The organism is Glycomyces sp. NPDC049804, assembly GCF_040674615.1.
Taxonomy (GTDB): domain Bacteria; phylum Actinomycetota; class Actinomycetes; order Mycobacteriales; family Micromonosporaceae; genus Glycomyces; species Glycomyces niveus.
Map to the genome: position 1 here is coordinate 89,744 of NZ_JBFAMQ010000016.1, position 21,015 is coordinate 110,758.

Genomic DNA, 21,015 nt, shown 5'->3' on the forward strand with positions numbered 1-21,015 from the left:
ATTTTCGGGCCGCGCCCTCGGGCGCGGCCCTTTCCGCTACCGGCTCGCGGCGGCGAGCTTCCCGCGGATGCGCTCGAGCTCCCAGCGGGCCCCGAACTCGACGCAGGCGCGCTCGGCCTTGCGCCACTCCGCGACCGCGGCCGCGAGGTCCCCGCGGGTCTCGAGCACGTCCCCGACCAGTTCACCCACCAGTGACACGCTCAAGGGCAGACCGAAATCGGCGAGCAGCGACGCCGCGAGCGCGTACCGCTCCAGGGCCTCGTCCAGTCGGCCCTCCTTGTGCGCCAAGAGGCCCAGGCCGAGCTGCGAGTTCGCGACGGCGGGCACGATTTCGAGCGCTTCGCTGACGGCCAGCAGCTTCTCGAAGACCGCCCGGCCCTCGTCGAGGTCGCCCAGCAGGAGGCTGTGCCAGCCGGCGACCCACTCGGCCCGGTACTCCCAGAAGCTGTCGCCCGACGCCCGGAAGTGCGCGCCGGCCTGGCGGGCGAAGGCCACCGCGCCCGCGTCGTCGCCGCTGCGGGCGGTCAGGACGCAGTGCGCGAAGCACACGAACCCCTTCGCCCACGGCTGCTCGAGATCGTCCGCCATGGCCATGGCGCGCTTGAGGTGCATGTCGGCCGCCGCCTCGTCGCCGAGGAACATCGCGGCCGCCGAGAGATAGCCGAGCGAGACGACCTGGCCGAACCCGTCGCCGGTGCGCTGCGCGGCCGCGAACGCCGCCGACTGGGTCTCGAGCAGCTCCTTGCCTACGCTGCGGTCCGTCAGGTACCCGGCCATGCACCAGCCCAGCCGCCACCGGTTCACGTCCCCGCCCGGCAGCTCCGGGCGGCGCAGCAGCCCCAGCAGGACCTCGCTCTCGGTCGTGAACCAGGCCGAGGCCGCGCGCGGGTCCGCGATCGGCTCGCGCAGCACGCCCGGGCCGGGCTCGCCCAGGTCGACGCCGTCGCCGCGGAGGCCGATGAGCGTGTCGGCGGCGTGCGCCGAATGGATGAAGTAGTCCACCAGGCGGGTCTCGGCCGCGTCCCGCTCAGCTGCCCCGACCTCTTCGGCGATGCGTTCGGCCGCATAGGAACGCAGCAGGTCGTGCATGGTGTAGCGGCCCTCGCTCGGCTGGTCGACCAGGTGCACGTCGGCGAGCTCGTGCAGCGCGGCCTCCGCGTCGGCGGCCGGCAGGCCCATGAGGCTCGCCATGCCCGCGACCGTGACCTCCGCGCCCGGGTGCAGGCCGAAGAGGCGGAACGCGCGCGCCGCGCGCGAGCCCAGGGCCTGGTAGGAGCAGGCGAACACCGAGCGCGGATCCGAAGCGGGGTCGGAGGAGGCCAGCACCCGGAACACGTTCGTGGTCGTGTCGAGCCGGTCCGCGAGCGACGCCAGCGAGAACTGCGGGTGCGCCGCCGCCCACGCCCCGATGAGGGTCAGCGCCAGCGGCAGCCGCCCGCATGAGGCGACGATCCGCAGCACTGCGCGCTCCTCGTCCATCGCCCGGTCCATGCCGATGCGCCGCACCAGGAGCGCCCACGCGTCCGCGTCCGAGAGCAGTTCGAGGGGGACCGTGTCCGCGCCCTCGGTCGCGTCGAGGCCCGCGAGGCGGTCGCGGCTCGTGACCAGCGTGAACGATCCGGGGGCGACCGGCAGGAGCGGGCGCACCTGCGCCGCGTCCCGGGCGTTGTCGAGGACGACGAGGACGCGGCGCCCGGCGAGGACGGTGCGGTACAGGCCGATCCGCTCGTCGAGCCCCGTCGGGACCTGATGCGCCTCCACGCCGAGGGCCACGAGCGCCTCGGCGAGCACCGCGGCCGCGTCCGCGCCCTGGGCGAGCGGGTCGAACCCGCGCAGGTTGAAGTACAGCTGGCCGTCGGGGAAGCGGTGCGCGATCCGGTGCGCCCACGACACCGCGAGCGCCGTCTTGCCCACGCCGCCCATGCCGGTGATGACGGCGAGCCCGGCCGCGCCCTCGGCCGCCGCCAGGTGCCCGTCCAGCAGCCGCAACTGCCCGGTGCGGCCGGTGAAGCGCGTGTTCGCGCGCGGGAGCATCGCCGGGACGGGCCGCGGGAACGGCGCCTCTGCGACGGGCGGGGGCGCGCCCGGCCCGGCCTTGGGCGGGCCGTCGCGCAGGATCGCGGTGTGGAGGTCGCGCAGGGCCTGGTCGGGGTCGGCGCCGAGCTCGTCGGCGAGTCGCTCCCGCAGGGCCGCATACGCTTCGAGGGCCTCGGCGGTGCGGCCGCCGCCGTGGAGGGCGCGCATGAGCAGGGCGGTGAAGCGCTGGCGGGTGCCGTGGACGGCGACGATCTGGCGCAGCTCGTCGACGACCTCGGCGGCGCGGCCGAGCTCGAGGTCGAGGTCGACGCGGCGTTCGAGGAGGGCGAGCCGGTGCTCGTCGTAGCGGCGGCGGATGCCGTCGACGGTGGCGCCGGAGAGGTTGGCGAGGGCGGGGCCGCGCCATTCGCCGAGCGCGTCGCGCAGGGCGGCGACGGCCTCCTCGAGGCGGCCTTCGGTGCGCAGTGTGCGGGCGCGGTCCTCGTTCGCCTTGCAGCGCAGGGTGTCGAGCTCGTCGGGGGCGATGCGGAAGCGGTAGGCGCGGCCGACGGTCTCGACCCGGTCGCGGGCGGCGCCGAGTTTGCGGCGCAGGACGCCGACGGTGTTCTGCACCTGCGTCTCGGGGTCCTGGGGGATGTCGAGGCCGTAGACGGCGCGCACGATGCTCTCGAGCGGGACCACCCCGTTCGCCTCGTCCAGGAGGATCGCGAGGACCGTCGCGGTGTTCCCGCGCGGGATGGCGACCGGTGCGGCGTCGACTCGGAGCTCAAGGGGCCCAAGCAGACGCACGTCGAGGTGGGGCATGGTTCCGCCTTCGATCCGGACCGGGACAGGGTTGGCCTCAGTGTCCCACAACGCCATAAGCGGCGCATTCCTCAACGCAGCGGCGGGGCATGACCGATCGGTGACCGATCCGTGAGCGCGGCGGCGACGATGCGGTCCACAGCATTTGAGGAGGCAAGCCCCATGAACCGGATCGAGATCCCCGAGGACTACGAGGACCGCCTGGCCGCCGGCCGCCACGCCGCCGCCCGGCTCCCCGCCGGGGCCGTGCGCGACGGCGTCGACCGCGCCCTGGAGGCCGCCCCGGACCGGGAGCGGTACGAGCGGGCGGCGGACCTCGCCGAGCGGGCCGAGGCGCTCACCGAGGAGCTGGGGCGGCGCGGCTTCGACGGCACCGACGCGGACCGGGTGGCGTGGTTGCGCCTCGACTACCTGGGGCGGTTGCAGTCCCTGGCGCTGAGCCCGACTATCGACCGGTTGAGCAACCCGGCGGTGGCGGACGCGATCCAGGCGGCCTGGACGGCCGCGGAGGCGGCCCGCTCGGAGTACGTGCTGGTCCTCGAACGCGCCCACGCCGACCTGGTGGGCGCGCGCGTCCCCGACCGGGGCGGCGACGAACTGCGCGACCGCATCGCCCGCAGTTCGCATGAGCGGTTCGAGCACACGACCGATGACGACCTGTGCTCCGCCGAGGTCAATGTGGAGGGGCGGTTGACGGCGTTCAAGTTCCTGGTGCCGAACGCGACCCTCGACACCGAGTGCGAAGACCTGTCCGTCCAGGCGGCGGCGACCGTCCAAGCGGCCCAGGCGAAGGCGATGGCGCGGTTGGAGTCGCTGCTGGCGTGAGGGTCAGGCGACGCGGACGGGGAAGAGGACCGTGCTCGCCACGGTGCGGTCGCGTTCGGCGGCGAGGGCGAGGCGGCGGGGGTCGGCCATGTAGGCGTCGATCGCGGCCTGGTCGGGGAAGCGGTAGACGTGGACTTCGTGCGGGCTGCCGTCCGCGCCGTCGCCGACCACGCGCGACAGCAGCTCGCCCCCGTGTTCGGGGACGAGCGCGGTCACCTTGTCCTCGTAGGCGGTCATGGCCTGCTCGGCGCCGGGCAGGGCCCGGAGGAGGCAGCACAGTTCGATGGGGGTCATGGCGTCCATGATCCCCGCTGGTCAGGACTCCTCGTCGGGGACCCAGCGCAGGACGTCCCCGGGCTGGCATTCGAGGACGCGGCAGATCGCCTCGAGGGTGGTGAAGCGGACCGCTTTGGCCCTGCCGTTCTTGAGGACCGCGACGTTGGCGGGGGTGATGCCCACGGCCGCCGCGAACTCGCCCACCGACATGCCGCGTTCGGCCAGCAGCACGTCGAGGTCGACGATGATCGGCATCAGACGACCTCGGCCATCTCGGTCTCGAGGTCGGTGGCTTTGCGGAGGAGGCCGCGCATGATCGTCATGAGCAGCGCGAACGCGAGTCCGACGCCGACGCCGACGACGGAGCCGCCGAGCATGCTCAATGCTTCCATGGTGTTCTCGCGGCTGAAGGGGACGACATCGAAGGTGAGGTGCAGGGCCATGCCGAAGGCGAGGACCGTGGCGCCGAGCGAGGCGCCGATGATCGCGTCGAGCCAGCGGAAGGCCTTGAGGGAGAAGATGGCGCCGGAGCTGATCATCGCGAGCAGCCGCCACAGGGCGAACAGCCCGACCTGGACACACGCGATGCCCAGGATCGCGACCGTCGTGTAGGCGATGACATAGGGGCGCAGCTCGTTGTAGTCCCCGTAGAAGGCGCTGTAGACGCCTTCGGACACGACGTTGGGGGCGACCACGATCTGGCCGAAGAGGCCGCCGAGGAACGCGGCGATGACGGCGAGGCGCAGCATGGCTATCGAAAAACGATTCATGTATCGATTATCAATCGGTTCCTATCGAAAATCAATAGGTTGGTGGCGGTTGGCACGAACCCGGGAACTGAGCGGCCCTCCGCAAACCGTTCGCGCCGAGGGCCTCCCGCACGCGAGGATGAGGCCATGACCGAAGCGATCGATCTGGACCGGTGGGAACCCCTCCTCCCCGAAGCGGTCCGCGACCTGCTCGCGGGAGTCGCCGCGCCGTGGTGGGTCGCAGGCGGCTACGCGATCGAGTACGCGGTCGGCGAGCCCTTCCGCGAACACGGCGACGTCGACATCCTCATGCTGCGGCGAGACCACCAGGAAGCCCAACGGGCGCTCCCCGGCTGGGAACTGTGGGCGGCCGACCCCCCGGGCTCGCTGCGCCCCTGGGCACCCGGCGAAGTGCTCCCCGCCGAAGTCCACGACATCTGGTGCCGCCCGACCCCGGACTCCCCCTGGCGGTTCCAGTTCATGCTCGACGAATCCGAAGGCCCCGAATGGGTCTCCCGCCGCGACCCCCGCATCCGCCTGCCGCTGAACGAGATCGGTCGCGTCGCGGGCGACGGCCTACCATACCTGCGGCCCGAGATCCAGCTCCTCTACAAGGCCAAAGGCCCCCGTCCGAAGGACGAGCACGACTTCGAGAAGGTCCTCCCCCTGCTCGACACCGGACAGCGCCGATGGCTCCGCGAAGCGATCACCACCGCCTACGGCGACCACCCCTGGCTCCGCCGCATCGGAGGTTGAGCGCCATGGACACCGCCCTCGCCCCGCTCTACGCCGTCAGCGGCGCGCCCGGAGCCGGCAAGACCAGCACCCAGGCCGCCCTCCTCGCAAACGGAGACGGCCTGGTCGTGATGGACATCGACGAACTCCTCGAAGACAGCGCCCTGCTCGGAGTCCCCATCGCGGTCCCGGAGGCCCAGCCGGTCTGGCCTGCTTACGGGAGGATGTGGCGGCGGATCATCGACATGACCCGGCGCTCCGGACACCCCGTCCTCTTCCTCAGCCCCAACATCCCGACCGAGCTGCCGGGCGCGACCGCCTACCTGCTGCTCGACTGCGACGACGCGGTGCGGGCGGACCGCCTGCGCGCCCGAGGATGGGACGCGGGCCAGGTCGATGCGGCACTCGAAGACGCCCGCGCGTACCGGCCGCTCTTCGACGCGGTCGTCCGCACCGACGACACCGACCCGGCGGGCGTTGCGGCGCGGATTCTCGCCTGGTCGCGTACCGTCGGGGTTCACTAAGGGAGGCAACGCGATGAGCACCGGATCGAACGAAACGCAGCTGTGGGCGGCCGACTCCGGGGCCGTGGAGTTCCGGAAGCTGACGGCCGGGCGGCCGTTCTGCGCGGGCGTCCTTCTGATGCGCGACGGCAAGGTGCTCACCACGTTCGCCGCCGACGGGGTCGACGCCGTGGACGCCAGCGGCACCGACTGGTACGTCGGCGGGGTCGGCGGCGGCCAGGAGCCCGGCGAGGACCCGTGGGAGTGCGCGCTCCGGGAGGCCCGCGAAGAGCTCGGAATGCCGGTCCGGCTCGTGCCCGCTGAGCGGACCTTCCTGCACGACATCGACACCGACGAGCTTCGCGAATCCCGCACGGACGACGCCCCGGCGCCGTTCATCGTGCACCGCGTCCCGAATCCCGACCCGACCCGGCCGTACCGCCCGGGACTCCCGTTCGGCCCCTACACCTACTTCTGCATGTTCCTCGCCGAGTTCATCGAGGAGCCGACCGCCTTCGCCCCCGAAGACCCGGACATCGCGGCCCTCGTGTGGATGCCCCTGCGGACCGGCACCCTCTTCGGCCCCGCCACCACCTTCGCCGACCTCACCGCCACCGGAGCCGCAATCGCCGCAGGCGGCCCCATCGCGGCCGAAGCCCGCATCCACCTGAGGCGCAGCGAAAGCCTACGAGTCGCCGGTCCGCTCCTGGCAGACCGATGAGCGACCGGACCTCGTCCACTCCTTCGGGGCCCGACCCCGCTCCAGATCCACGGGTCAGCGCCCGCGCTGTCGTGATCGACGAGGACGGCAGGCTGCTGCTCATCCGGCACCGCACCGAGGACCGGGAGTTCCACGTCCTCCCGGGCGGGCGGGTCGAGGCCGGCGAGACGGCCGCCGAAGCCGCCGAGCGAGAGGTCCTGGAGGAGACCGGACTGCACGTCACCGTCGGCGACCTGCTCTGGGTCCGCGAGTTCCTGCCCGACCGGCACATCGGCAACCCGCATCACCGCACCCGGACCCGGCAACTCCAGCTCTACTTCAGCGCCAGAGCGATCACCGCCGACACGCAGTCGGCCACCGCACCGGACGGCACTCAAGCGGGGGTCGTCTGGCATCCGCTGACCGCGATCACCGACCTGGTCGTGCTGCCGCTCGGGCTGCGCAAGCACCTCAGTGCCCTCGGTGTCGAGGAAGGACCGGGACGAGCGGTCTATCTCGGTGACCTGGCCTGAAGCCCGGAGAGCGGCGCGACCTTCTCAACCGAGCTCCCCCCTCTGGCTGGGGTTTTACCGTGTGCCCCACCGGGTTCGGGGGTGCTGGCGGGAGTGTTTTCAAAGGCGGTTCGGCATAGCTTCCATGGTATGCGAAGTATCAACAGGTTGCTTGTGGCCGCGGGTGCCGCGGCGGTTTCCGTGCTCGCGCTCGTTCCCGCTGCGGCGTTCGCCGGGGATGGGGGCGGTCCGGGGTCCATTGATTGGCGGCCGTGCGAGGGCGCGCCCGAGTTCGACTGCGCCACTGTCGAAGTGCCGCTCGACTACGATCGCCCGCGCGGGGAGAAGATCGAGATCGCGCTGGCGCGGCGCCCCGCCACGAATCCGGAGGAGCGGATCGGGTCGATCCTCATGGACCCGGGCGGGCCCGGCGGGTCCGGGGTGCAGGATGTGATCAACGGCGAGTACGCGCTCGCGGAGGACGCCGCCGAGCGGTTCGACCTCATCGGGTTCGACCCCCGCGGGGTCGGGGGCAGCACGCCGATCGACTGCAGCGCCGAGCTCGTGGCGGCGTTCGAGACCCACCCCGTGCCCACGACCGAGGCGGGTTTCGAGGAGCACCTGGCGCTCAGCGAGGCGACCGCCGAGTCCTGCCGCGAGCTCACCGGGCCGCTCTTCGACCACGCCGACAACCTGCACGTCGTCGAGGACATCGAGCGCATCCGGCGCGCGATCGGCGAAGGCGACCTCAACTACCTCGGGTTCTCCTACGGCACCTTGATGGGCCAGCAGTACGCCGAGGCGTACCCGCATCACGTCCGCACGATGGTCCTCGACGGGAACCAGGACCACGGCCAGGAGACGATGTGGGAGTTCATCAGCGCCAACACCGCCGCGTTCGAGCGGAACTTCACCGAGTTCGCGCAGTGGTGCGACTCCACCGAGGACTGCGCCCTGCACGGCGCGGGCACCGTCGAGGTCTACAAGGAGCTGCAGGAGCGGGCGCGGGCCGGCGAGCTGACCGACCCGCAGAGCGGTGCGCCGCTCGACTTCTTCGGGCTTACCCGCTTCGCGTTCGCCGCCAACCAGCCGAGGGCGTGGACGCCGCTCGCCGCAGGGCTGCAGGCGATGCGGGAGGGGACTTCGGTCTCCGCCGAGGCGAACGGAGCCGTGATGGAGGCCGCGGCCGTGCGGCAGTTCCCGGAGATGGCCATGTTCTGCCAGGACTGGGACTTCCGCATCGACGAGTTCGACGAGTGGGACGCGATGATGGACCGCCTCGCCGAAGCGCACCCCGTCACCGAGTGGAGCCCCTACGCGGGACTGCCGCTCATGTGCTCGGGTTCCGGGATCGAGGCGACCAACCCGCAAGCGCCGCTCGACATCGAAGGCGCGCCGCCGATCGTGCTCGTCGGGACCGTGCACGACTACGCGACCGTGTACCCGTGGTCGGAGAGCGTCGCCGAGCAGACCGGCGCCGCGCTCGTGACGTACGAGGGCTGGGGCCACACCGTGTACGGCCTGAAATCAGCGTGCGTGGACGAGGCGGTCGACGCCTACTTCATCGACCGCGAGGTCCCGCCCGCCGGCCTCAGCTGCCCCAGCGTGGAGTGACCCCGCAGTGGAGGCCGCACCGAGGACGGGGCGGCCTCCACCTGCTCACCGGCCGATCAGCGGCTCCTGCCGTGCTTCTTGTGGACCGCTTGCTTGGAGACCCCGAGGACCGTGGCGATCTGGGCCCAGCTCGCACCGTCGTTGCGGGCACGGCGGACCATGACCGATTCGAGCCGCTCGGCCTCGGTGCGCATGTGCCGCACGGCCTGCAGGCCCCGCAGCGGGTCGGGTTCGTCCTCCGCGAGGGTGGTGCGCCTGTCGTCTGCCATGCGTCAACCATAGTTGACGATCCGTCGATCGTCAACTACGGTTGACGCGCGCGGGTGCGGCTAGGAGTAGGTCTCCTCATCCTTGGCGATGCCCCAGACGTCGTCTTCGGGGTCTTCAGTGAGGAACGATTCGCGTTCGACCTCGTCGTCCTGGTTGCCGCCGGCGCCGCGGCCGCCACCGGCGCCCATCATGCCGCCACCGGGTTTGGCACCGGTGCCCGCCGCCGCGGGAGTGCCGACCGGAGCGCCGAGCATCGTGCCGGTGCCCATGCCGCCGCCCGTCGGGGCGCCGCCTCCGGGCAGGCCCGAGCCCGGACCGCCGGCGCCGCCGCCCATGCCACCGCCTCCGAGGCCGCCGCCGGAGGCGAGGCCGCCGGCGGGGTCGTCAGGGTCTTCGAGTTCGGAAGCGTCCCAAGGGTTGTCCATCGCGGGCATTTCGGGCTGCGCCACGTCCTCCATGCCGGAGGGGTTCTCCGGCATGGCGGGCTGCTCGCCCTGCGGCTGGGTCTGCTCCTGCTGCCGGCCCTGCTGCTCTTCCTCGGCCTGCTCTTCCTGCTTCTCCTCTTCTTCCTTCTTCTCTTCCTCCTCTTCGGAGGACTCCTCGTCGTTCGCTCCCCCGGTGCCGCTCGACGAGTGGTCGTCGGCGGCCTTCAGCCGCTCCATGTCCTTGCCGCCGGTCGACTTGTCGTCCAAGGGCTTGAGGAGGTCCGCGGCCTGGCTGAGGGCGGCTCCGGCCGTCGCGTCGGCGGCGTTGATGAGGGACGTGAGGGTCTGGAGGCCCATCGTGCCCGCGGCCGCCTGCGCCTGCAGCGCGGCTTCGAGGATCGGGCCGAACGGGCCCGCCATGGCGATCGCGGTGCGCTGCGCCGGACCGAGGGTCACCAGCGGAGCGGGCTGGATGCTGAAGCCGACGGCTTTGAGCGCGGCGTCGGCGGCTTTGAGGCCGGCGCATTCGAGGAGCATCTGCGCGGCCGTCCCGGCCAGGCTGCCGGCCGTGGCGGTGACCTCGCCGATGACCTGCGTGAGGTGGGCGTTGACGTTGCCGACCTCGCCGTTGAAGGCGTCGTTCGCCGTGTCGCGCCAGTGGCTGTTGATCTCGGCGACCTTGGCGCCGTAGTCGGTCTGCTGGGTGGCGAGATCCGTTGCGGCGGCGGTCATCTCGGAGGCGTACGTGAGGAACTCCGAGGGGTGGGCCGAGAGCGCGTCCTGGTAGCTGGGCATGGGTCCTCCTAAGGCTTCGGCGTGGCGGGGAGCTGGCTCTGGATGCCGCCGAACCGGGAGCTCATCTCCTTGTCGGCCGCGTCGAGGTCGTCGGCAGCGCCGACGACCTGGTCGCCCTGCCAGGCGAGGCGGCGCTCGACGCCGGTGGCGACGGCCGCGAGGGCGGCCTGCCAGCGGCGGCCCGCCTCCCCGGTGGCGAAGCCGGTGTTCTGCTCGGCCGCGGTCGCCGCCGGGCGCTCCACCCGCCTCGACGCGGCCTGGCTGTTGGGGGCCAGGCCGCGCAGGCCGGTCCCGCCCGTTCGCACATCGTCAACGTCCATGTGCACGGTCATGGGCTCCTCCTTCTCGAGGTGTCGACGCCCTCGCGGGCGGACGCCCGGCGGCGTCGGAAGTACTGTCGCGCGGCCCGTCACGGGTCGGTCCCGGCGCGCGCTTGATCAACCCATGACGGATTCGTGACGGCGGCGCTTTCCATGGGGCGCACACGCAATCGAGGCCCGGGGACACGGGCCGCCACGTGAGGAGGTGCGCCGCCGATGACCGATGGGCTTTTCGCCGGAAGCGGGGACTGGACCGCTGACACCGGTGCGCTGGAGCTGCCGTCGTTCGAGTTCACGATCGCGTTCGGCGACACGTCGGCACCGGGTGACCGGGCCGGGTGCTCGGCGGCGGCGTGCCCGCACCCGGTGGCGCACCCGGCCGAGGAAGCGTGGGTGCAGCTGGCGTCGGCAGTGCCGGTGGAGGGGCAGCGGGACCGGCTCAAGCCGCGCTGCGAGGGCATGGCGTACCCGACGGAGGAGGACTTCCGGGCGGCGGTGACGGCGGTGCGGCCGGAGGACGCCGACGCGTTCTCCTTGCAGCGTTTGCGGTCCGGTTGGACCGAGGAGGTGGGGTCGCGGCTGAGGACGTGGCCGGATCGGTTCAAGTCGAAGCTGGCGCTGCTGGCGGAGGGCTGGGCCGGGGAGGACTTCGACGCCTTCGCGGCGCAGGCGGGCGAGGCGCGGACGCTGGTGGAGGGCGCGCTCGACGACATCGAGGCGACCGTGGGCGAGCTGGCGGGGCGCGAGTCGGCGATCTACACCCTGCAGGGCGGGGACTCGGGCGAGATCCCTTACCCCGCACCGCTGGTGGGCACGGAGGGCGAGTGGTCGAGCCTGGTGGCGCTGCATGTGCGGCCGGCGTGGTGGCACGGGGACTGCATCACGATGACGTGCGAGGAGGCCGAGAGGGCCCTGGAGCTGGCGGGGGCCGACGCGGGGCTGGCGACCGAGGTGCGGGACTTCATCGAAGAGCGTGTGGGGCAGCGGCTTTCGGCGCTCGGAACGCTCGTGTCGGAGGTGCGGGCGCTCGTGGGCGAGGAGGCGAAGGAGGTCTTCGCCGAGCGGGTGGCGGCCGAGATCGCGGCGTACGTGGAGCGGCAGGCGGCGATCGACGAGTCGATCGCGGAGAAGCGCGACGGGCAGAGCGCCGAGCTCGCGGCGGTGCAGACGACCGGCACTGACCGGCCGTACCCCAGCGGCGCCAGTACGTCTTATATGGACTTGGCGGTGCCGGAGGCGGAGCGCCCCGCACCGCCGGTCGCGCCGCAGACCACCCAGGATCCGAGCCCGGTCCCGCCGGGCGGTGACGGCACGGTCAACGCCGAGGAGGACCCGTGGGAGGCCGAGGAGGCCGGCGACGACGAGGCGGTATCGGGCGGTCTGGCGAGCGGCGGCGGTGTCGGCGGAGGGTCCGGTGGCGGCTCGTTCGGCTCCGGCGGGCGGCCGCCGGGCGGGGCGATGGCGCCGCCTGCCGGTGGCGGTGCGCCGCAGGGGCTGTTCGGCCCGGCCATGACGACGCCGGCGACGACGGCGGCCTCGAGCCCGGCGCGCGGCGGCGGCGGGGGCCTGTTCCAGGCGAACCAGGCCGGGGCGCCGACTCGGGGCGGAAAGTCCTCGGAGCGTTCGGACGCGGACAAGAAGAAGCCCGAGGAGAAGGAAGAGCCGCAGAGCCTGGCGCGGCGCGAGACCGGGAACGTGTGGGGCTATGTGAAGCCCAACGAGGACCCCTACAACTAGACCTGCGACGGAGGGCAAGGCCATGGCGGATCGGGTGTTCGACCCCGAGTCGATCGGCGAGTACCGACAGTTCCTGGTGGAGCTGATCGAGGAGTTGGAGAACGAGGTGCTGCCGGTCCTGGCGACCGGGACCCTCAGCAGGGCGCCCGCGTTCGGGACCGCGCCCGGGGCGGCGGAGAACGCGCTCGGCCAGTACCTGGAGTTCCACGCGGCGATGTGGCGGAACCTGCAGTACCTGCGGGGGACCCTGTACGGCCTGGACCAGGCCCTCGCCGAGATGACCAGCGGCGACGACCAGGCCGCGGTGTACTTCGACTTCGGCGCGTTCGACCCGACGGCGGGGGCGTCCTAGCGTCCGGACGGTACGAGAGCCGGCCCGGAACGGCGCGCGCCCCCGCCGGGAAGGCGGGGGCGCGCGTCTCGTCGCGACCGGTCAGAAGACCTAGAAGGCCTCGTCGGGGAGGTCCATGGCGGTCAGGTCCGCGGCTTCGACGATCTTGCGGTCGGCGGTGAGGCGCGGGAGGACCTCCTTGGAGAAGAAGGTCGCGGCCGCGACCTTGCCGCGGTAGAAGTCGTCGTCGGCGCCTTCGTCCAGCTTCGCCTGGGCGATCTCGGCCTGGCGGAGCAGGAGCCAGCCGACCATGAGGTCGCCGACGGCGAGCAGCAGGCGGCGGGAGTGGAGCCCGGCCTTGTAGAGCTCGCGCGGCTCGTCGCCCATGGCGGCCATGAGCGCGGGCTGGAGCGCCTCGAGGATGCCCTGCACGTCGCCGAGCGCGCGCAGCACCTTGCCGCGCACCTCCTCAAGCGCCGGGTGGCCGTCCTGGGTGGACTCCATGATCTCGCCGGCGACGACCATGAGCGACTCGCCGTTGTCCTTGATGATCTTGCGGAACAGGAAGTCGAGGCTCTGGATCGCGGTGGTGCCCTCGTACAGCGTGTCGATCTTGGCGTCGCGCACGTACTGCTCGAGCGGGTAGTCCTGGAGGTAGCCGGAGCCGCCGAAGGTCTGCAGGGACTCCGAGCTCAGCAGCTCGTAGGCCCGCTCCGAGCCGCAGCCCTTGACGAGCGGGAGGAGCAGGTCGTTGACCTTCTTCGCGGTCTCGGCCCCGTCCTCGTCGCCCGCGAGCTCGGCCAGGCGGGACTTGTCCTGCCAGGAGGCGGTGTAGGCGACGAGCGCGCGCAGGCCCTCGGCGTAGCTCTTCTGCATGAGCAGGGAGCGGCGCACGTCCGGGTGCTTGATGATCGGCACGCGGGGCGAGGACTTGTCCGTGGACTTGAGCAGGTCCGGGCCCTGGATGCGGCTCTTGGCGTAGTCGAGCGCGTTGAGGTAGCCGGTGGAGAGCGTGGCGATGGCCTTGGTGCCCACCATCATCCGCGCGTACTCGATGATGAGGAACATCTGGCGGATGCCCTCGTGCTTCTCGCCGAGGAGCCAGCCCTTCGCGGGGGCCTTCTCGCCGAAGGTGAGCTCGGCGGTGGCCGAGACCTTGAGGCCCATCTTGTGCTCGATGTTGGTGACGTTGACGCCGTTGCGCTCGCCGAGCTCGCCCGTGGCCGGGTCGAACAGGAACTTGGGCACGATGAAGAGGCTGAGGCCCTTGGTGCCCGGCCCGCCTACGCCCTCTTCGCCCACGGGGCGGGCGAGCACGTAGTGGACGATGTTCTCGGTCATGTCCTGGTCGCCCGAGGTGATGAAGCGCTTGACGCCCTCGATGTGCCAGGAGCCGTCGGGCTGCTTGTAGGCCTTGGTGGTGCCCGCGCCGACGTCGGAGCCCGCGTCGGGCTCGGTGAGGACCATGGTCGCGCCCCAGCCCTTCTCGACGAAGAGCTTCGCCCACTCCTGCTGCTCGGGGGTGCCCTCGAGGTGGGCGGTGTGCGCGAAGGAGGAGCCCGCGGCGTACATCCACAGGGCCGGGTTGGCGCCGAGCACGAGTTCGGCCAGGGACCACCAGAGCATGCGCGGCGCGACGGTGCCGCCGAGGACCTCGGGGAGGTCCAGGCGCCAGTACTCGGCGTCGATGAACGCCTTGTAGGCCTTCTTGAACGACTCGGGGAGCGTCACCGAGTGGCTGGCGGCGTCGAACACCGGCGGATTGCGGTCGCCCTCCACCCAGCCGGATGCCAGCTCGTCCTGGGACAGGCGTGCCAGCTCGGTCAGGATCTCGCGGGCGGTCGCCTCGTCCAGGTCCGCGAAGGCCGGGTCGTCGAGAATCTTGTCCGCTCCGAAGACCTCGAAGAGATTGAACTCCAGGTCTCGAAGGTTGTGGCGGAAGTGCGTCATTGCGGGTCCTCCATTACTCGGTGGTAACCCTCATCATATTACCCGTCAGTAGCTAGCCTCAAGTATGCCGCGCCGAAACGCCGCGCGAAAGTACTCTCAGCAGGAAAACCGAGTCCGATTTCCGACGGACCGGCCACCCGCCGCTCCTTCGATCGGGTGACCGTCGCGATCCCGCGGGCGCGCCGCCGTAACCTGCGCACCCGTGCCTCGTTGAACCGGGTGACCGACCGCCTGTGCGAACCCACCTGGAGCACACCCATGATCCGAGCCGTCGCCGACCGCATCGCGGCGCGCGCCCGCCCCGCCTACATCGGCCGCCACCGCCGCGCCAGGCCCGTCCTGCACCGCGTCTTCAAGCTCGAGCTGCCCGTCGCCATGCCCGCCGAGGAGGCCGCGCAGTGAAGTTCCGCCGCCAGCTCCCCGTCCGGTTCACCAAGCGCCGCCGACTGGTCTCGCGGATGCGGCGACTGCGCCGCTGCCGCCTCGCCAAATCCGTCTGAACGCCCGGGCTCAGCCGGTCTCCGGCCGGTAGTCCAGCAGCAGCAGCGCGATGTCGTCCGTCAGCGGGCCGCCCACCCAGCGGCGCAGCGCCGACTCCAGCGACGCCAGGCCGTCGCCCACGTTGCCGTGCCCGATGAGGCTCCAGGCCCGCTCGCGGATCGGGAAGAACTCGCCGTCCTTGCGCGCCTCCGCCAGGCCGTCCGTGTACAGGAAGATCCGGTCCCCTGGCTGCAGCCGCACCGTCAGCTCGCGCACCGAAGGGCCCAGCCCCAACGGCGGGGCCATCGACTCCGGCTCCAGGTAGGTCGCCACCCCGTCGCGCACCAGCATCGGCGGCGGATGCCCGCAGTTCATGATCTCCAGCGTCCCGCCGCGCTCCTGCAGCAGGATCGCCGTCACGAAGTCCTCGTCGCCCGCGTTCCGCGCCACCGCGTGGTCCAGGTCGTTGATCATGTAGCGCTGGTCCGACCGCTCGAACGCCACATGCCGGTACGACCCCAGCACCGTCGAGGAGAGCCGCACCGCGTCCAGGCCCTTCCCCCGCACGTCCCCGATGATGATCCGCACCCCGAAATCGGTGTTCAGCGCCTCGTACAGGTCGCCGCCGATCTCCGCGCCCGACCGCGCCGAGACGTACCGCGCCGCGATGTCGAACGGCCCCAGACGCTCCCCGATCGGCCGCAGGATCGCCTGCTGCACCACCGAGGCGAGCTGCGTCAGGCGCTTCATCCGCTCGTCGTCGCGCTCGCGCACGATCGCCACCGCCGCCGAGATCACCACCGCCACGGCCACGACCAGGAAGTCCACGCCGTGCGAGGCCACGCCGTGCATCGCGAAGTCGTACAGGATCCACAGATACGCGAACGCCGCGCCCATGCTCGCCAGCCCGACCCCGGCCACCCACCGCCACGGCAGGAACGCCGAGGCCGCCAGCGGAGGCAGTGCCAGCCACGAGACCGCGTGCGAATCGTCGCGCACGGTCAGCCGCAGCCCGACCAGGACCACCACGACCGCGAACGCGGCCGTGAACGCCGTCCGCACCGAGGGCGCCGACCAGCCGTTCCAGCGGTCAGCGCGGGCCATCGGGGGCTTCCGTCGCAGCATTGCGCGCATATGGGTGAATGCCTCCTTCCTACAGGATCGCGGCCGGACGGCCCGCGTGTTCGCAGAAGCTCGCGCACGGGCCCGGACGCGCCCGGCCGGAGCCGGAGGGATGCGCGCGCCCGCGTGCGTTCGGGGCGACGGAGTGCCCGGGACGCCGGACCCGATTCAACCAATCGCCGATGTGAAGATCGTAATGGTCGGGAACCCGATACCGGCCGTGGAGGACGCCGCTGGAAGGGTGCGCGACAAGTCTGTGCGTTCGGTCGGCCGCGGACGCCGAACGGGCAGTTCGCACCTCGTCCGATCAGCCGGTTTACGACCGCTTTGCGGTGTGTTTCCGCGTGACCGAGAGCGCTGGCACGGCCCGGCCCGCACATGCCAGAGTTGGACGCGTGCAGTACACGCTTTCGAGGACCCGGTTCGACAGCCCTGTGGCGCAGTTGCTCTGCGCCGAGATCCAGCAGGAGTACGTCCGCCGCTACGGCGGCGGCGACGAGACGCAGCTCGGCGAGGACGACTTCCACCCGCCGAACGGCGACTTCATCGTCGCGTACGACGAGGCCGGGGAGCCGGCCGGCTGCGGCGGCTGGCGCTCGCACGGCGAGGATGCCGAGATGAAGCGCGTCTACGTGCGCGAGCACGCCCGGCGCCAGGGCCTCGCGAAGCTCCTCGTGGCCGCCGTCGAGGCGTCCGCGGCCGAGGCGGGCCGCAAGCGCGTGATCCTCGAGACCGGCCCGCGCCAGCCCGAGGCCGTCGCCATGTACGGGGTCCTCGGCTACGCGCCCGTCACGCCGTTCGGGTTCTACGCGTGCACCGACGGCTCGATCCATCTGGGCAAGGAGCTCGGCTCCGCGAAGGGGTAGCACGCAGCGGCTTCCGGCCGGGCAGGCGTCGCCTGCCCGGCCGTTCGCGTTGCCTCGGTAGACGTTTGCCGCTATTCACCGAAAAACATTCTTTAGCCGCGAGCAACCGTGAAACTCTCTCACTGCGTCTTTCGGGCTAGGACGGCCAAACGGCCCAACCCTCACATCCACCCCGAAAGGATGCACAGTGGACAGAACGAGGAAGCAAGCGATCCGTCTCGGCGCCGGCGTAGCCGCAGGACTCGGCGCCGCCGCCATCGCGTGGGCGGGCATCGCCGCCAACGCGGAGGAGCCCGCGGACGCCAAGGGCGACTTCGAGACCATGATCATCGGCGGCGGCGACGTCACCGACGGCCAGTACCCGTGGCTGGTGGGCCTCGGCTCCCCCGGCGAGGGCACCCCGTACGAGCGGCAGTTCTGCGGCGGCTCGGTGATCGCCGAGGACGTCGTGCTCACCGCGGCCCACTGCGTCGAGGAGTCGGTCGCGGAGGACCTCGTGGTCTTCTCCGGCGCGATCGACCTCGAGTCCGAGGACGTCGTCGAGACCGCGGTCGCGGACCTTCACGTGGCCGAGGACTACAACGATCCCATCGCGATGTCGAACGACTGGGCGCTGCTCAAGCTCGCCGAGCCGCTCGACGTCGAGCCGATCGCGCTCGCCACCGAGCCCGAGGAGTACGACCTCCTCGAGACCGCCGGCTGGGGCGACACGGGCGAGGGCTTCCCGACCACCGCGCAGTGGGTCGAGGTGCCGTTCGTCAGCGACGCCGACTGCGAGGCCGCCTACCCGGACGAGGTCGACGCGCAGACCATGCTGTGCGCGGGCGACCTGGAGAACGGCGGCGTCGACTCGTGCCAGGGCGACTCGGGCGGCCCGATCATGACCCCGGCCGGTGAAGAGCAGGTCCTGGTCGGCATCGTCAGCTGGGGCTACGGCTGCGCCGAGGCGGGCAACCCCGGCGTGTACGGCGAGGTCGCGGACTTCAACGACGCCATCGAAGAGGTCCTGGCGGGCTGGGAGGGCTAACCCTCCGACCACTTGAGGCCGCATGGCAGGCGGCCACCTGATGTCACTCATCGACGGCCGGGCGGGCCGCGCGCGACACGCGGCCCGCCCGGCCGTCGCCGTTATTGCTTCGCAGCGCCCGACGCCGGGGTCTGCGCCAGCGTCGGCGCGCAGACATCGCGATCGCCGTCATGCAGCTGAGCGCCAACGAGTGACGCACCGGGCCGGGCGGCACCGCCATCCACCGATGAGGACTCAGCGCCATCGAATGTCCTTATTGGCATTATTCAGAGGGATATTCACTGAAATACCGATGATGACGGGATTATATGAATATGAGGGCTTTTCCCGTAGGGTCACGGCATGGCGGCCCACCACGGCCGCCGCTTTCGGACCACCCATCTCGAAAGGACCTGCGCGTGCAGAACCGCAGCAAGACCCTCACCAGGATCGGCGCCGCGGCCGCGGCCGGACTCGCCGCCGCCCTCACCCTCGGCGCGACCGGCGCCTGGGCCGAAGCCGACACGACGGACGGCGGCTTCGAGGCCCAGATCATCGGCGGCCAGCCCGCCGAGGACGGCCAGTTCCCCTGGATCGTCGCCCTCGCCGACGCGAACGACCCCTCCTTCAACTACTGCGGCGGCCAGCTCATCGCGGCCGACGTCGTCCTCACCGCCGCCCACTGCACCGAGGGCACCGCCGCCGCCGACATGGTGATCCGCCACGGCGGCACCGACATCACCCAGACCGAGGTGTACGAGGTCGCCGAGATCAAGGTCGCCGACGGCTACGACGGCTCGACCATGGTCGACGACTGGTCGCTCGTCAAACTCGCCGCACCGATCCCGAACGCCGCCACCGTTCCCCTGGCGGACGCCGACACCAAGGACTGGGGCACCCTCACCGTCGCCGGGTGGGGCACCACCGAGAGCGACTCGGGCTCGCGGGACCTGCTCTACGTGGACGTCCCCTACGTCACCGACGCCGAATGCGCCGACGCCTACGGCGCGGAGTTCGACGCGGGCAGCATGATCTGCGCCGGCGACCTCGCGAACGGCGGGGCGGACTCCTGCCAGGGCGACTCCGGCGGCCCGCTCGTCGCCGACGGCGTGCTCGTGGGCATCGTCAGCTGGGGCCACGGCTGCGCCGAGGCGGGCAACCCCGGCGTGTACGCCAACGTCGGGCTGCTCCACGGCGACATCACGGCCGCGCTCGCGACCTTGTAGCCGAGGCGCGCGGCGGGGCCTCCCGGCCCCGCCGCCGCGGCCTTGTATACTTCGATCGGCTCTGTTCGCCAGAGTTCGCGGGTGTAGTTCATTGGTAGAATGCGACCTTCCCAAGGTTGAGAGGCGAGTTCGATTCTCGTCACCCGCTCCAGAGTCTTGACGGCCGTCCCGGTTCACCGGGGCGGCCGTTTTCGCGTCTCCGTCGGCGATTCCGGCCCACCCCATTGACCTGCGTCGATGCTGTCAAGGCGCTAAGGCGAGCGGTAACAGAGACCCCCTTCACATTCGAAGTGCTCACCGGTAGTATGGCCGCATCGATAATTTCCGATACTCGCTCCGAAAGTTTCGGAGCACCCTTCATCCCTCGAGAGGACGAGCAACGATGCGAAATCCCCTATTCCGTCCGCGGGCGGTGGTGGCCGCCGGAACGGCCGCCGTGCTCGCGCTGGGCGTCGCCGCCTGCGGCGACAGCGGCGAGAGCAGCGCCGACTTGACCTGGTGGCACATCAGCAACCAGGACCCGCTCATGTCCCTCTTCCAGGAGTTCGCGGACGACTTCGAGGCCGCGAACGACCTCACGATGGACGTGCAGCCCATCGAGAACCAGGCGTTCAAGGACCGCATGGGCACCGCCGCGCAATCCGGCGACATGCCCGACATCTTCCACACCTGGGGCGGCGGCGTGCTCGCCGAGCAGGCCGAGGCCGGCCTCGTGAAGGACCTCACCGGGCAGCTCGACTGCATCGACCAGATCAACCCGATCGCCCTAGAGCCCTACACGATCGACGGCAAGCTCTACGGCCTGCCGTTCGACGCCGGGGTCGTCGGGTTCTGGTACAACATGGACCTCTTCGCCCAAGCGGGCATCGAGCAGCCGCCGGCCACGTGGGACGAGTTCCTGGCCGCCGTCGAGGCCCTGAAGGCCGCCGACATCACGCCGATCGCCCTCGCGGGCGCCGACAAGTGGCCCGGCCACTTCTACTGGACCTACCTCTCGATGCGCCTCGCGGGCCTCGACGGCCTCGAAGCCGCGGCCGACGCCGGCGACTTCTCCGACCCGGCGTTCGTCCAGGCCGGGCAGATGCTCGCCGAACTCGCCGCGATGGAGCCCTTCCAGGAGGGCTTCGAATCCACGGTGTACGCCGAAGCCGACGGCCAGGCCGCGATCATGGGCGAGGGCCTCGCCGCGATGGAGCTCATGGGCCAGTGGGCCCCGCAGGCCCAGCGCGACAACTCCGGCACCGAAGGCCCCGAGAACCTCGGGTTCTTCCCCTTCCCCTCGGTCGAGGGCGGCGTGGGCACCACCACCGAGTTCCTCGGCGGCGGCAACGGCTACGCGGTCGCCGCGGACGCGCCCGACTCGGCCCTGGACTTCCTGTGCGACTTCATGGCGCCCGAGAACTACTCCCGCGCGGTCGCCGAGGGCAACCTGACCCCGGTCGCCGCCGACCCCGCGTCGGTCGCGCCGGAGATGAGCGAGGACACCCAGAAGGTCGTCGACGCCCTCGCCGGCGCCACCGGCACGCAGCTCTACCTCGACCAGGCGTACCCGCCGGCCATCGGCGGCGTCATCAACGACGCCACCGAGGGCCTGCTCCTCGGCCAGGTCACCCCCGAGGACTTCGTGGCGATGGTCAACGAGGCCTGGGCGGCCGAGCAGTGACACTCAAGGAGCCCCTTCGGGTCTCCCCGGTAACGGGGCGCCCGGACCGGCGCGCGGGCTCACGCCCGC

The 21,015-nt window shown here is 71.5% G+C and carries 22 protein-coding genes and 1 tRNA gene; 14 read left to right on the plus strand and 9 right to left on the minus strand.

Translation table 11 applies throughout. The features are described 5' to 3' along the window. Nucleotides 1–36: 36 nt before the first annotated feature. Nucleotides 37–2,841 carry a BTAD domain-containing putative transcriptional regulator gene (locus AB0K52_RS21470; RefSeq protein ID WP_363535142.1) on the minus strand — a complete coding sequence of 935 codons (2,805 nt, stop codon included), beginning with the start codon at nt 2,839–2,841 and terminating at the stop codon, nt 37–39. A gap of 162 nt (nt 2,842–3,003) precedes the next feature. Here AB0K52_RS21470 and AB0K52_RS21475 point away from each other — a divergent pair, with 162 nt between their 5' ends. Then, entirely contained in the window at nt 3,004–3,666 is a 663-nt protein-coding gene (locus AB0K52_RS21475) for a hypothetical protein (RefSeq protein WP_363535145.1), read from the plus strand. Between the two features lie 3 nt (nt 3,667–3,669). Here AB0K52_RS21475 and AB0K52_RS21480 read toward each other — a convergent pair whose 3' ends face one another. The 3 genes from AB0K52_RS21480 to AB0K52_RS21490 are packed head-to-tail and all read right to left on the minus strand — an operon-like array spanning nt 3,670 to nt 4,712. Continuing rightward, complete coding sequence (locus tag AB0K52_RS21480; protein ID WP_363535148.1) at nt 3,670–3,960, minus strand: DUF1330 domain-containing protein; 291 nt, start codon at nt 3,958–3,960, stop codon at nt 3,670–3,672. A gap of 21 nt (nt 3,961–3,981) precedes the next feature. After that, nucleotides 3,982–4,197 carry a helix-turn-helix transcriptional regulator gene (locus AB0K52_RS21485; protein ID WP_363535151.1) on the minus strand — a complete coding sequence of 72 codons (216 nt, stop codon included), beginning with the start codon at nt 4,195–4,197 and terminating at the stop codon, nt 3,982–3,984. Further along, nucleotides 4,197–4,712: a DUF2975 domain-containing protein gene (locus AB0K52_RS21490; protein WP_363535154.1), complete on the minus strand. Its 516-nt coding sequence runs from the start codon at nt 4,710–4,712 to the stop codon at nt 4,197–4,199. Before AB0K52_RS21490 ends, AB0K52_RS21485 begins: the two co-directional genes overlap by 1 nt. A gap of 126 nt (nt 4,713–4,838) precedes the next feature. On the opposite strand from AB0K52_RS21490, the gene AB0K52_RS21495 reads away from it, so the two are divergent. The 5 genes from AB0K52_RS21495 to AB0K52_RS21515 all read left to right on the plus strand — a co-directional run bounded on the left by AB0K52_RS21495 (nt 4,839) and on the right by AB0K52_RS21515 (nt 8,755). Beyond that, a complete protein-coding gene (locus tag AB0K52_RS21495) occupies nt 4,839–5,447 on the plus strand; it encodes an amino acid transporter (protein ID WP_363535156.1) in 609 nt (202 codons plus the stop codon). Between the two features lie 5 nt (nt 5,448–5,452). After that, nucleotides 5,453–5,950: a hypothetical protein gene (locus AB0K52_RS21500; RefSeq protein ID WP_363535159.1), complete on the plus strand. Its 498-nt coding sequence runs from the start codon at nt 5,453–5,455 to the stop codon at nt 5,948–5,950. A 13-nt stretch (nt 5,951–5,963) separates the two neighbouring features. Beyond that, nucleotides 5,964–6,650, plus strand: a complete 687-nt coding sequence (locus tag AB0K52_RS21505) for an NUDIX hydrolase (RefSeq protein WP_363535162.1) — start codon at nt 5,964–5,966, stop codon at nt 6,648–6,650. Then, nucleotides 6,647–7,162, plus strand: a complete 516-nt coding sequence (locus AB0K52_RS21510; protein ID WP_363535165.1) for an NUDIX domain-containing protein — start codon at nt 6,647–6,649, stop codon at nt 7,160–7,162. Before AB0K52_RS21505 ends, AB0K52_RS21510 begins: the two co-directional genes overlap by 4 nt. A gap of 291 nt (nt 7,163–7,453) precedes the next feature. Beyond that, on the plus strand, nt 7,454–8,755 hold the full coding sequence (locus AB0K52_RS21515) for an alpha/beta hydrolase (protein WP_363535168.1): 1,302 nt from the start codon (nt 7,454–7,456) through the stop codon (nt 8,753–8,755). Between the two features lie 56 nt (nt 8,756–8,811). Here AB0K52_RS21515 and AB0K52_RS21520 read toward each other — a convergent pair whose 3' ends face one another. The 3 genes from AB0K52_RS21520 to AB0K52_RS21530 are packed head-to-tail and all read right to left on the minus strand — an operon-like array spanning nt 8,812 to nt 10,577. Continuing rightward, complete coding sequence (locus AB0K52_RS21520; RefSeq protein WP_363535171.1) at nt 8,812–9,024, minus strand: hypothetical protein; 213 nt, start codon at nt 9,022–9,024, stop codon at nt 8,812–8,814. Nucleotides 9,025–9,084: 60 nt separating this feature from the next. Next, nucleotides 9,085–10,245 (minus strand): hypothetical protein, encoded by a 1,161-nt coding sequence (locus tag AB0K52_RS21525; RefSeq protein WP_363535174.1) that lies wholly within the window; start codon nt 10,243–10,245, stop codon nt 9,085–9,087. A gap of 8 nt (nt 10,246–10,253) precedes the next feature. After that, nucleotides 10,254–10,577, minus strand: coding sequence for a hypothetical protein (locus tag AB0K52_RS21530; protein ID WP_363535176.1), 324 nt, complete (start codon nt 10,575–10,577; stop codon nt 10,254–10,256). A 204-nt stretch (nt 10,578–10,781) separates the two neighbouring features. On the opposite strand from AB0K52_RS21530, the gene AB0K52_RS21535 reads away from it, so the two are divergent. Continuing rightward, entirely contained in the window at nt 10,782–12,302 is a 1,521-nt protein-coding gene (locus tag AB0K52_RS21535; RefSeq protein ID WP_363535179.1) for a hypothetical protein, read from the plus strand. A gap of 22 nt (nt 12,303–12,324) precedes the next feature. Then, a complete protein-coding gene (locus tag AB0K52_RS21540) occupies nt 12,325–12,654 on the plus strand; it encodes a hypothetical protein (RefSeq protein WP_363535182.1) in 330 nt (109 codons plus the stop codon). Between the two features lie 90 nt (nt 12,655–12,744). Here the strand turns inward: AB0K52_RS21540 and AB0K52_RS21545 are convergent, their stop codons facing one another. After that, nucleotides 12,745–14,583: an acyl-CoA dehydrogenase gene (locus AB0K52_RS21545; protein ID WP_363535185.1), complete on the minus strand. Its 1,839-nt coding sequence runs from the start codon at nt 14,581–14,583 to the stop codon at nt 12,745–12,747. A 258-nt stretch (nt 14,584–14,841) separates the two neighbouring features. Between AB0K52_RS21545 and AB0K52_RS21550 the strand changes: the two genes are divergently transcribed. Further along, nucleotides 14,842–14,985: a hypothetical protein gene (locus tag AB0K52_RS21550; protein ID WP_363535188.1), complete on the plus strand. Its 144-nt coding sequence runs from the start codon at nt 14,842–14,844 to the stop codon at nt 14,983–14,985. Between the two features lie 108 nt (nt 14,986–15,093). Here AB0K52_RS21550 and AB0K52_RS21555 read toward each other — a convergent pair whose 3' ends face one another. After that, on the minus strand, nt 15,094–16,167 hold the full coding sequence (locus tag AB0K52_RS21555) for a PP2C family protein-serine/threonine phosphatase (RefSeq protein ID WP_363535191.1): 1,074 nt from the start codon (nt 16,165–16,167) through the stop codon (nt 15,094–15,096). 413 nt (nt 16,168–16,580) lie between these two features. Here AB0K52_RS21555 and AB0K52_RS21560 point away from each other — a divergent pair, with 413 nt between their 5' ends. The 5 genes from AB0K52_RS21560 to AB0K52_RS21580 all read left to right on the plus strand — a co-directional run bounded on the left by AB0K52_RS21560 (nt 16,581) and on the right by AB0K52_RS21580 (nt 20,946). Continuing rightward, on the plus strand, nt 16,581–17,051 hold the full coding sequence (locus AB0K52_RS21560) for a GNAT family N-acetyltransferase (RefSeq protein ID WP_363535194.1): 471 nt from the start codon (nt 16,581–16,583) through the stop codon (nt 17,049–17,051). Nucleotides 17,052–17,238: 187 nt separating this feature from the next. Continuing rightward, nucleotides 17,239–18,078 carry a serine protease gene (locus tag AB0K52_RS21565; RefSeq protein WP_363535196.1) on the plus strand — a complete coding sequence of 280 codons (840 nt, stop codon included), beginning with the start codon at nt 17,239–17,241 and terminating at the stop codon, nt 18,076–18,078. Nucleotides 18,079–18,476: 398 nt separating this feature from the next. Beyond that, complete coding sequence (locus AB0K52_RS21570; RefSeq protein WP_363535199.1) at nt 18,477–19,283, plus strand: serine protease; 807 nt, start codon at nt 18,477–18,479, stop codon at nt 19,281–19,283. 77 nt (nt 19,284–19,360) lie between these two features. Next, nucleotides 19,361–19,434, plus strand: a tRNA-Gly gene (locus tag AB0K52_RS21575). A gap of 231 nt (nt 19,435–19,665) precedes the next feature. After that, nucleotides 19,666–20,946 carry an extracellular solute-binding protein gene (locus AB0K52_RS21580; protein ID WP_363535202.1) on the plus strand — a complete coding sequence of 427 codons (1,281 nt, stop codon included), beginning with the start codon at nt 19,666–19,668 and terminating at the stop codon, nt 20,944–20,946. The last annotated feature ends 69 nt before the right edge of the window (nt 20,947–21,015 follow it).

Excerpts from the sequence above, each read along its gene's own strand:
- AB0K52_RS21470 (WP_363535142.1), bottom strand. The coding sequence starts at position 2,841 with ATGCCCCACCTCGACGTGCGTCTGCTTGGGCCCCTTGAGCTCCGAGTC.
- AB0K52_RS21475 (WP_363535145.1), top strand. The coding sequence starts at position 3,004 with ATGAACCGGATCGAGATCCCCGAGGACTACGAGGACCGCCTGGCCGCC.
- AB0K52_RS21480 (WP_363535148.1), bottom strand. The coding sequence starts at position 3,960 with ATGACCCCCATCGAACTGTGCTGCCTCCTCCGGGCCCTGCCCGGCGCC.
- AB0K52_RS21485 (WP_363535151.1), bottom strand. The coding sequence starts at position 4,197 with ATGCCGATCATCGTCGACCTCGACGTGCTGCTGGCCGAACGCGGCATG.
- AB0K52_RS21490 (WP_363535154.1), bottom strand. The coding sequence starts at position 4,712 with ATGAATCGTTTTTCGATAGCCATGCTGCGCCTCGCCGTCATCGCCGCG.
- AB0K52_RS21495 (WP_363535156.1), top strand. The coding sequence starts at position 4,839 with ATGACCGAAGCGATCGATCTGGACCGGTGGGAACCCCTCCTCCCCGAA.
- AB0K52_RS21500 (WP_363535159.1), top strand. The coding sequence starts at position 5,453 with ATGGACACCGCCCTCGCCCCGCTCTACGCCGTCAGCGGCGCGCCCGGA.
- AB0K52_RS21505 (WP_363535162.1), top strand. The coding sequence starts at position 5,964 with ATGAGCACCGGATCGAACGAAACGCAGCTGTGGGCGGCCGACTCCGGG.
- AB0K52_RS21510 (WP_363535165.1), top strand. The coding sequence starts at position 6,647 with ATGAGCGACCGGACCTCGTCCACTCCTTCGGGGCCCGACCCCGCTCCA.
- AB0K52_RS21520 (WP_363535171.1), bottom strand. The coding sequence starts at position 9,024 with ATGGCAGACGACAGGCGCACCACCCTCGCGGAGGACGAACCCGACCCG.
- AB0K52_RS21525 (WP_363535174.1), bottom strand. The coding sequence starts at position 10,245 with ATGCCCAGCTACCAGGACGCGCTCTCGGCCCACCCCTCGGAGTTCCTC.
- AB0K52_RS21530 (WP_363535176.1), bottom strand. The coding sequence starts at position 10,577 with ATGACCGTGCACATGGACGTTGACGATGTGCGAACGGGCGGGACCGGC.
- AB0K52_RS21535 (WP_363535179.1), top strand. The coding sequence starts at position 10,782 with ATGACCGATGGGCTTTTCGCCGGAAGCGGGGACTGGACCGCTGACACC.
- AB0K52_RS21540 (WP_363535182.1), top strand. The coding sequence starts at position 12,325 with ATGGCGGATCGGGTGTTCGACCCCGAGTCGATCGGCGAGTACCGACAG.
- AB0K52_RS21545 (WP_363535185.1), bottom strand. The coding sequence starts at position 14,583 with ATGACGCACTTCCGCCACAACCTTCGAGACCTGGAGTTCAATCTCTTC.
- AB0K52_RS21550 (WP_363535188.1), top strand. The coding sequence starts at position 14,842 with ATGATCCGAGCCGTCGCCGACCGCATCGCGGCGCGCGCCCGCCCCGCC.
- AB0K52_RS21555 (WP_363535191.1), bottom strand. The coding sequence starts at position 16,167 with ATGGCCCGCGCTGACCGCTGGAACGGCTGGTCGGCGCCCTCGGTGCGG.
- AB0K52_RS21580 (WP_363535202.1), top strand. The coding sequence starts at position 19,666 with ATGCGAAATCCCCTATTCCGTCCGCGGGCGGTGGTGGCCGCCGGAACG.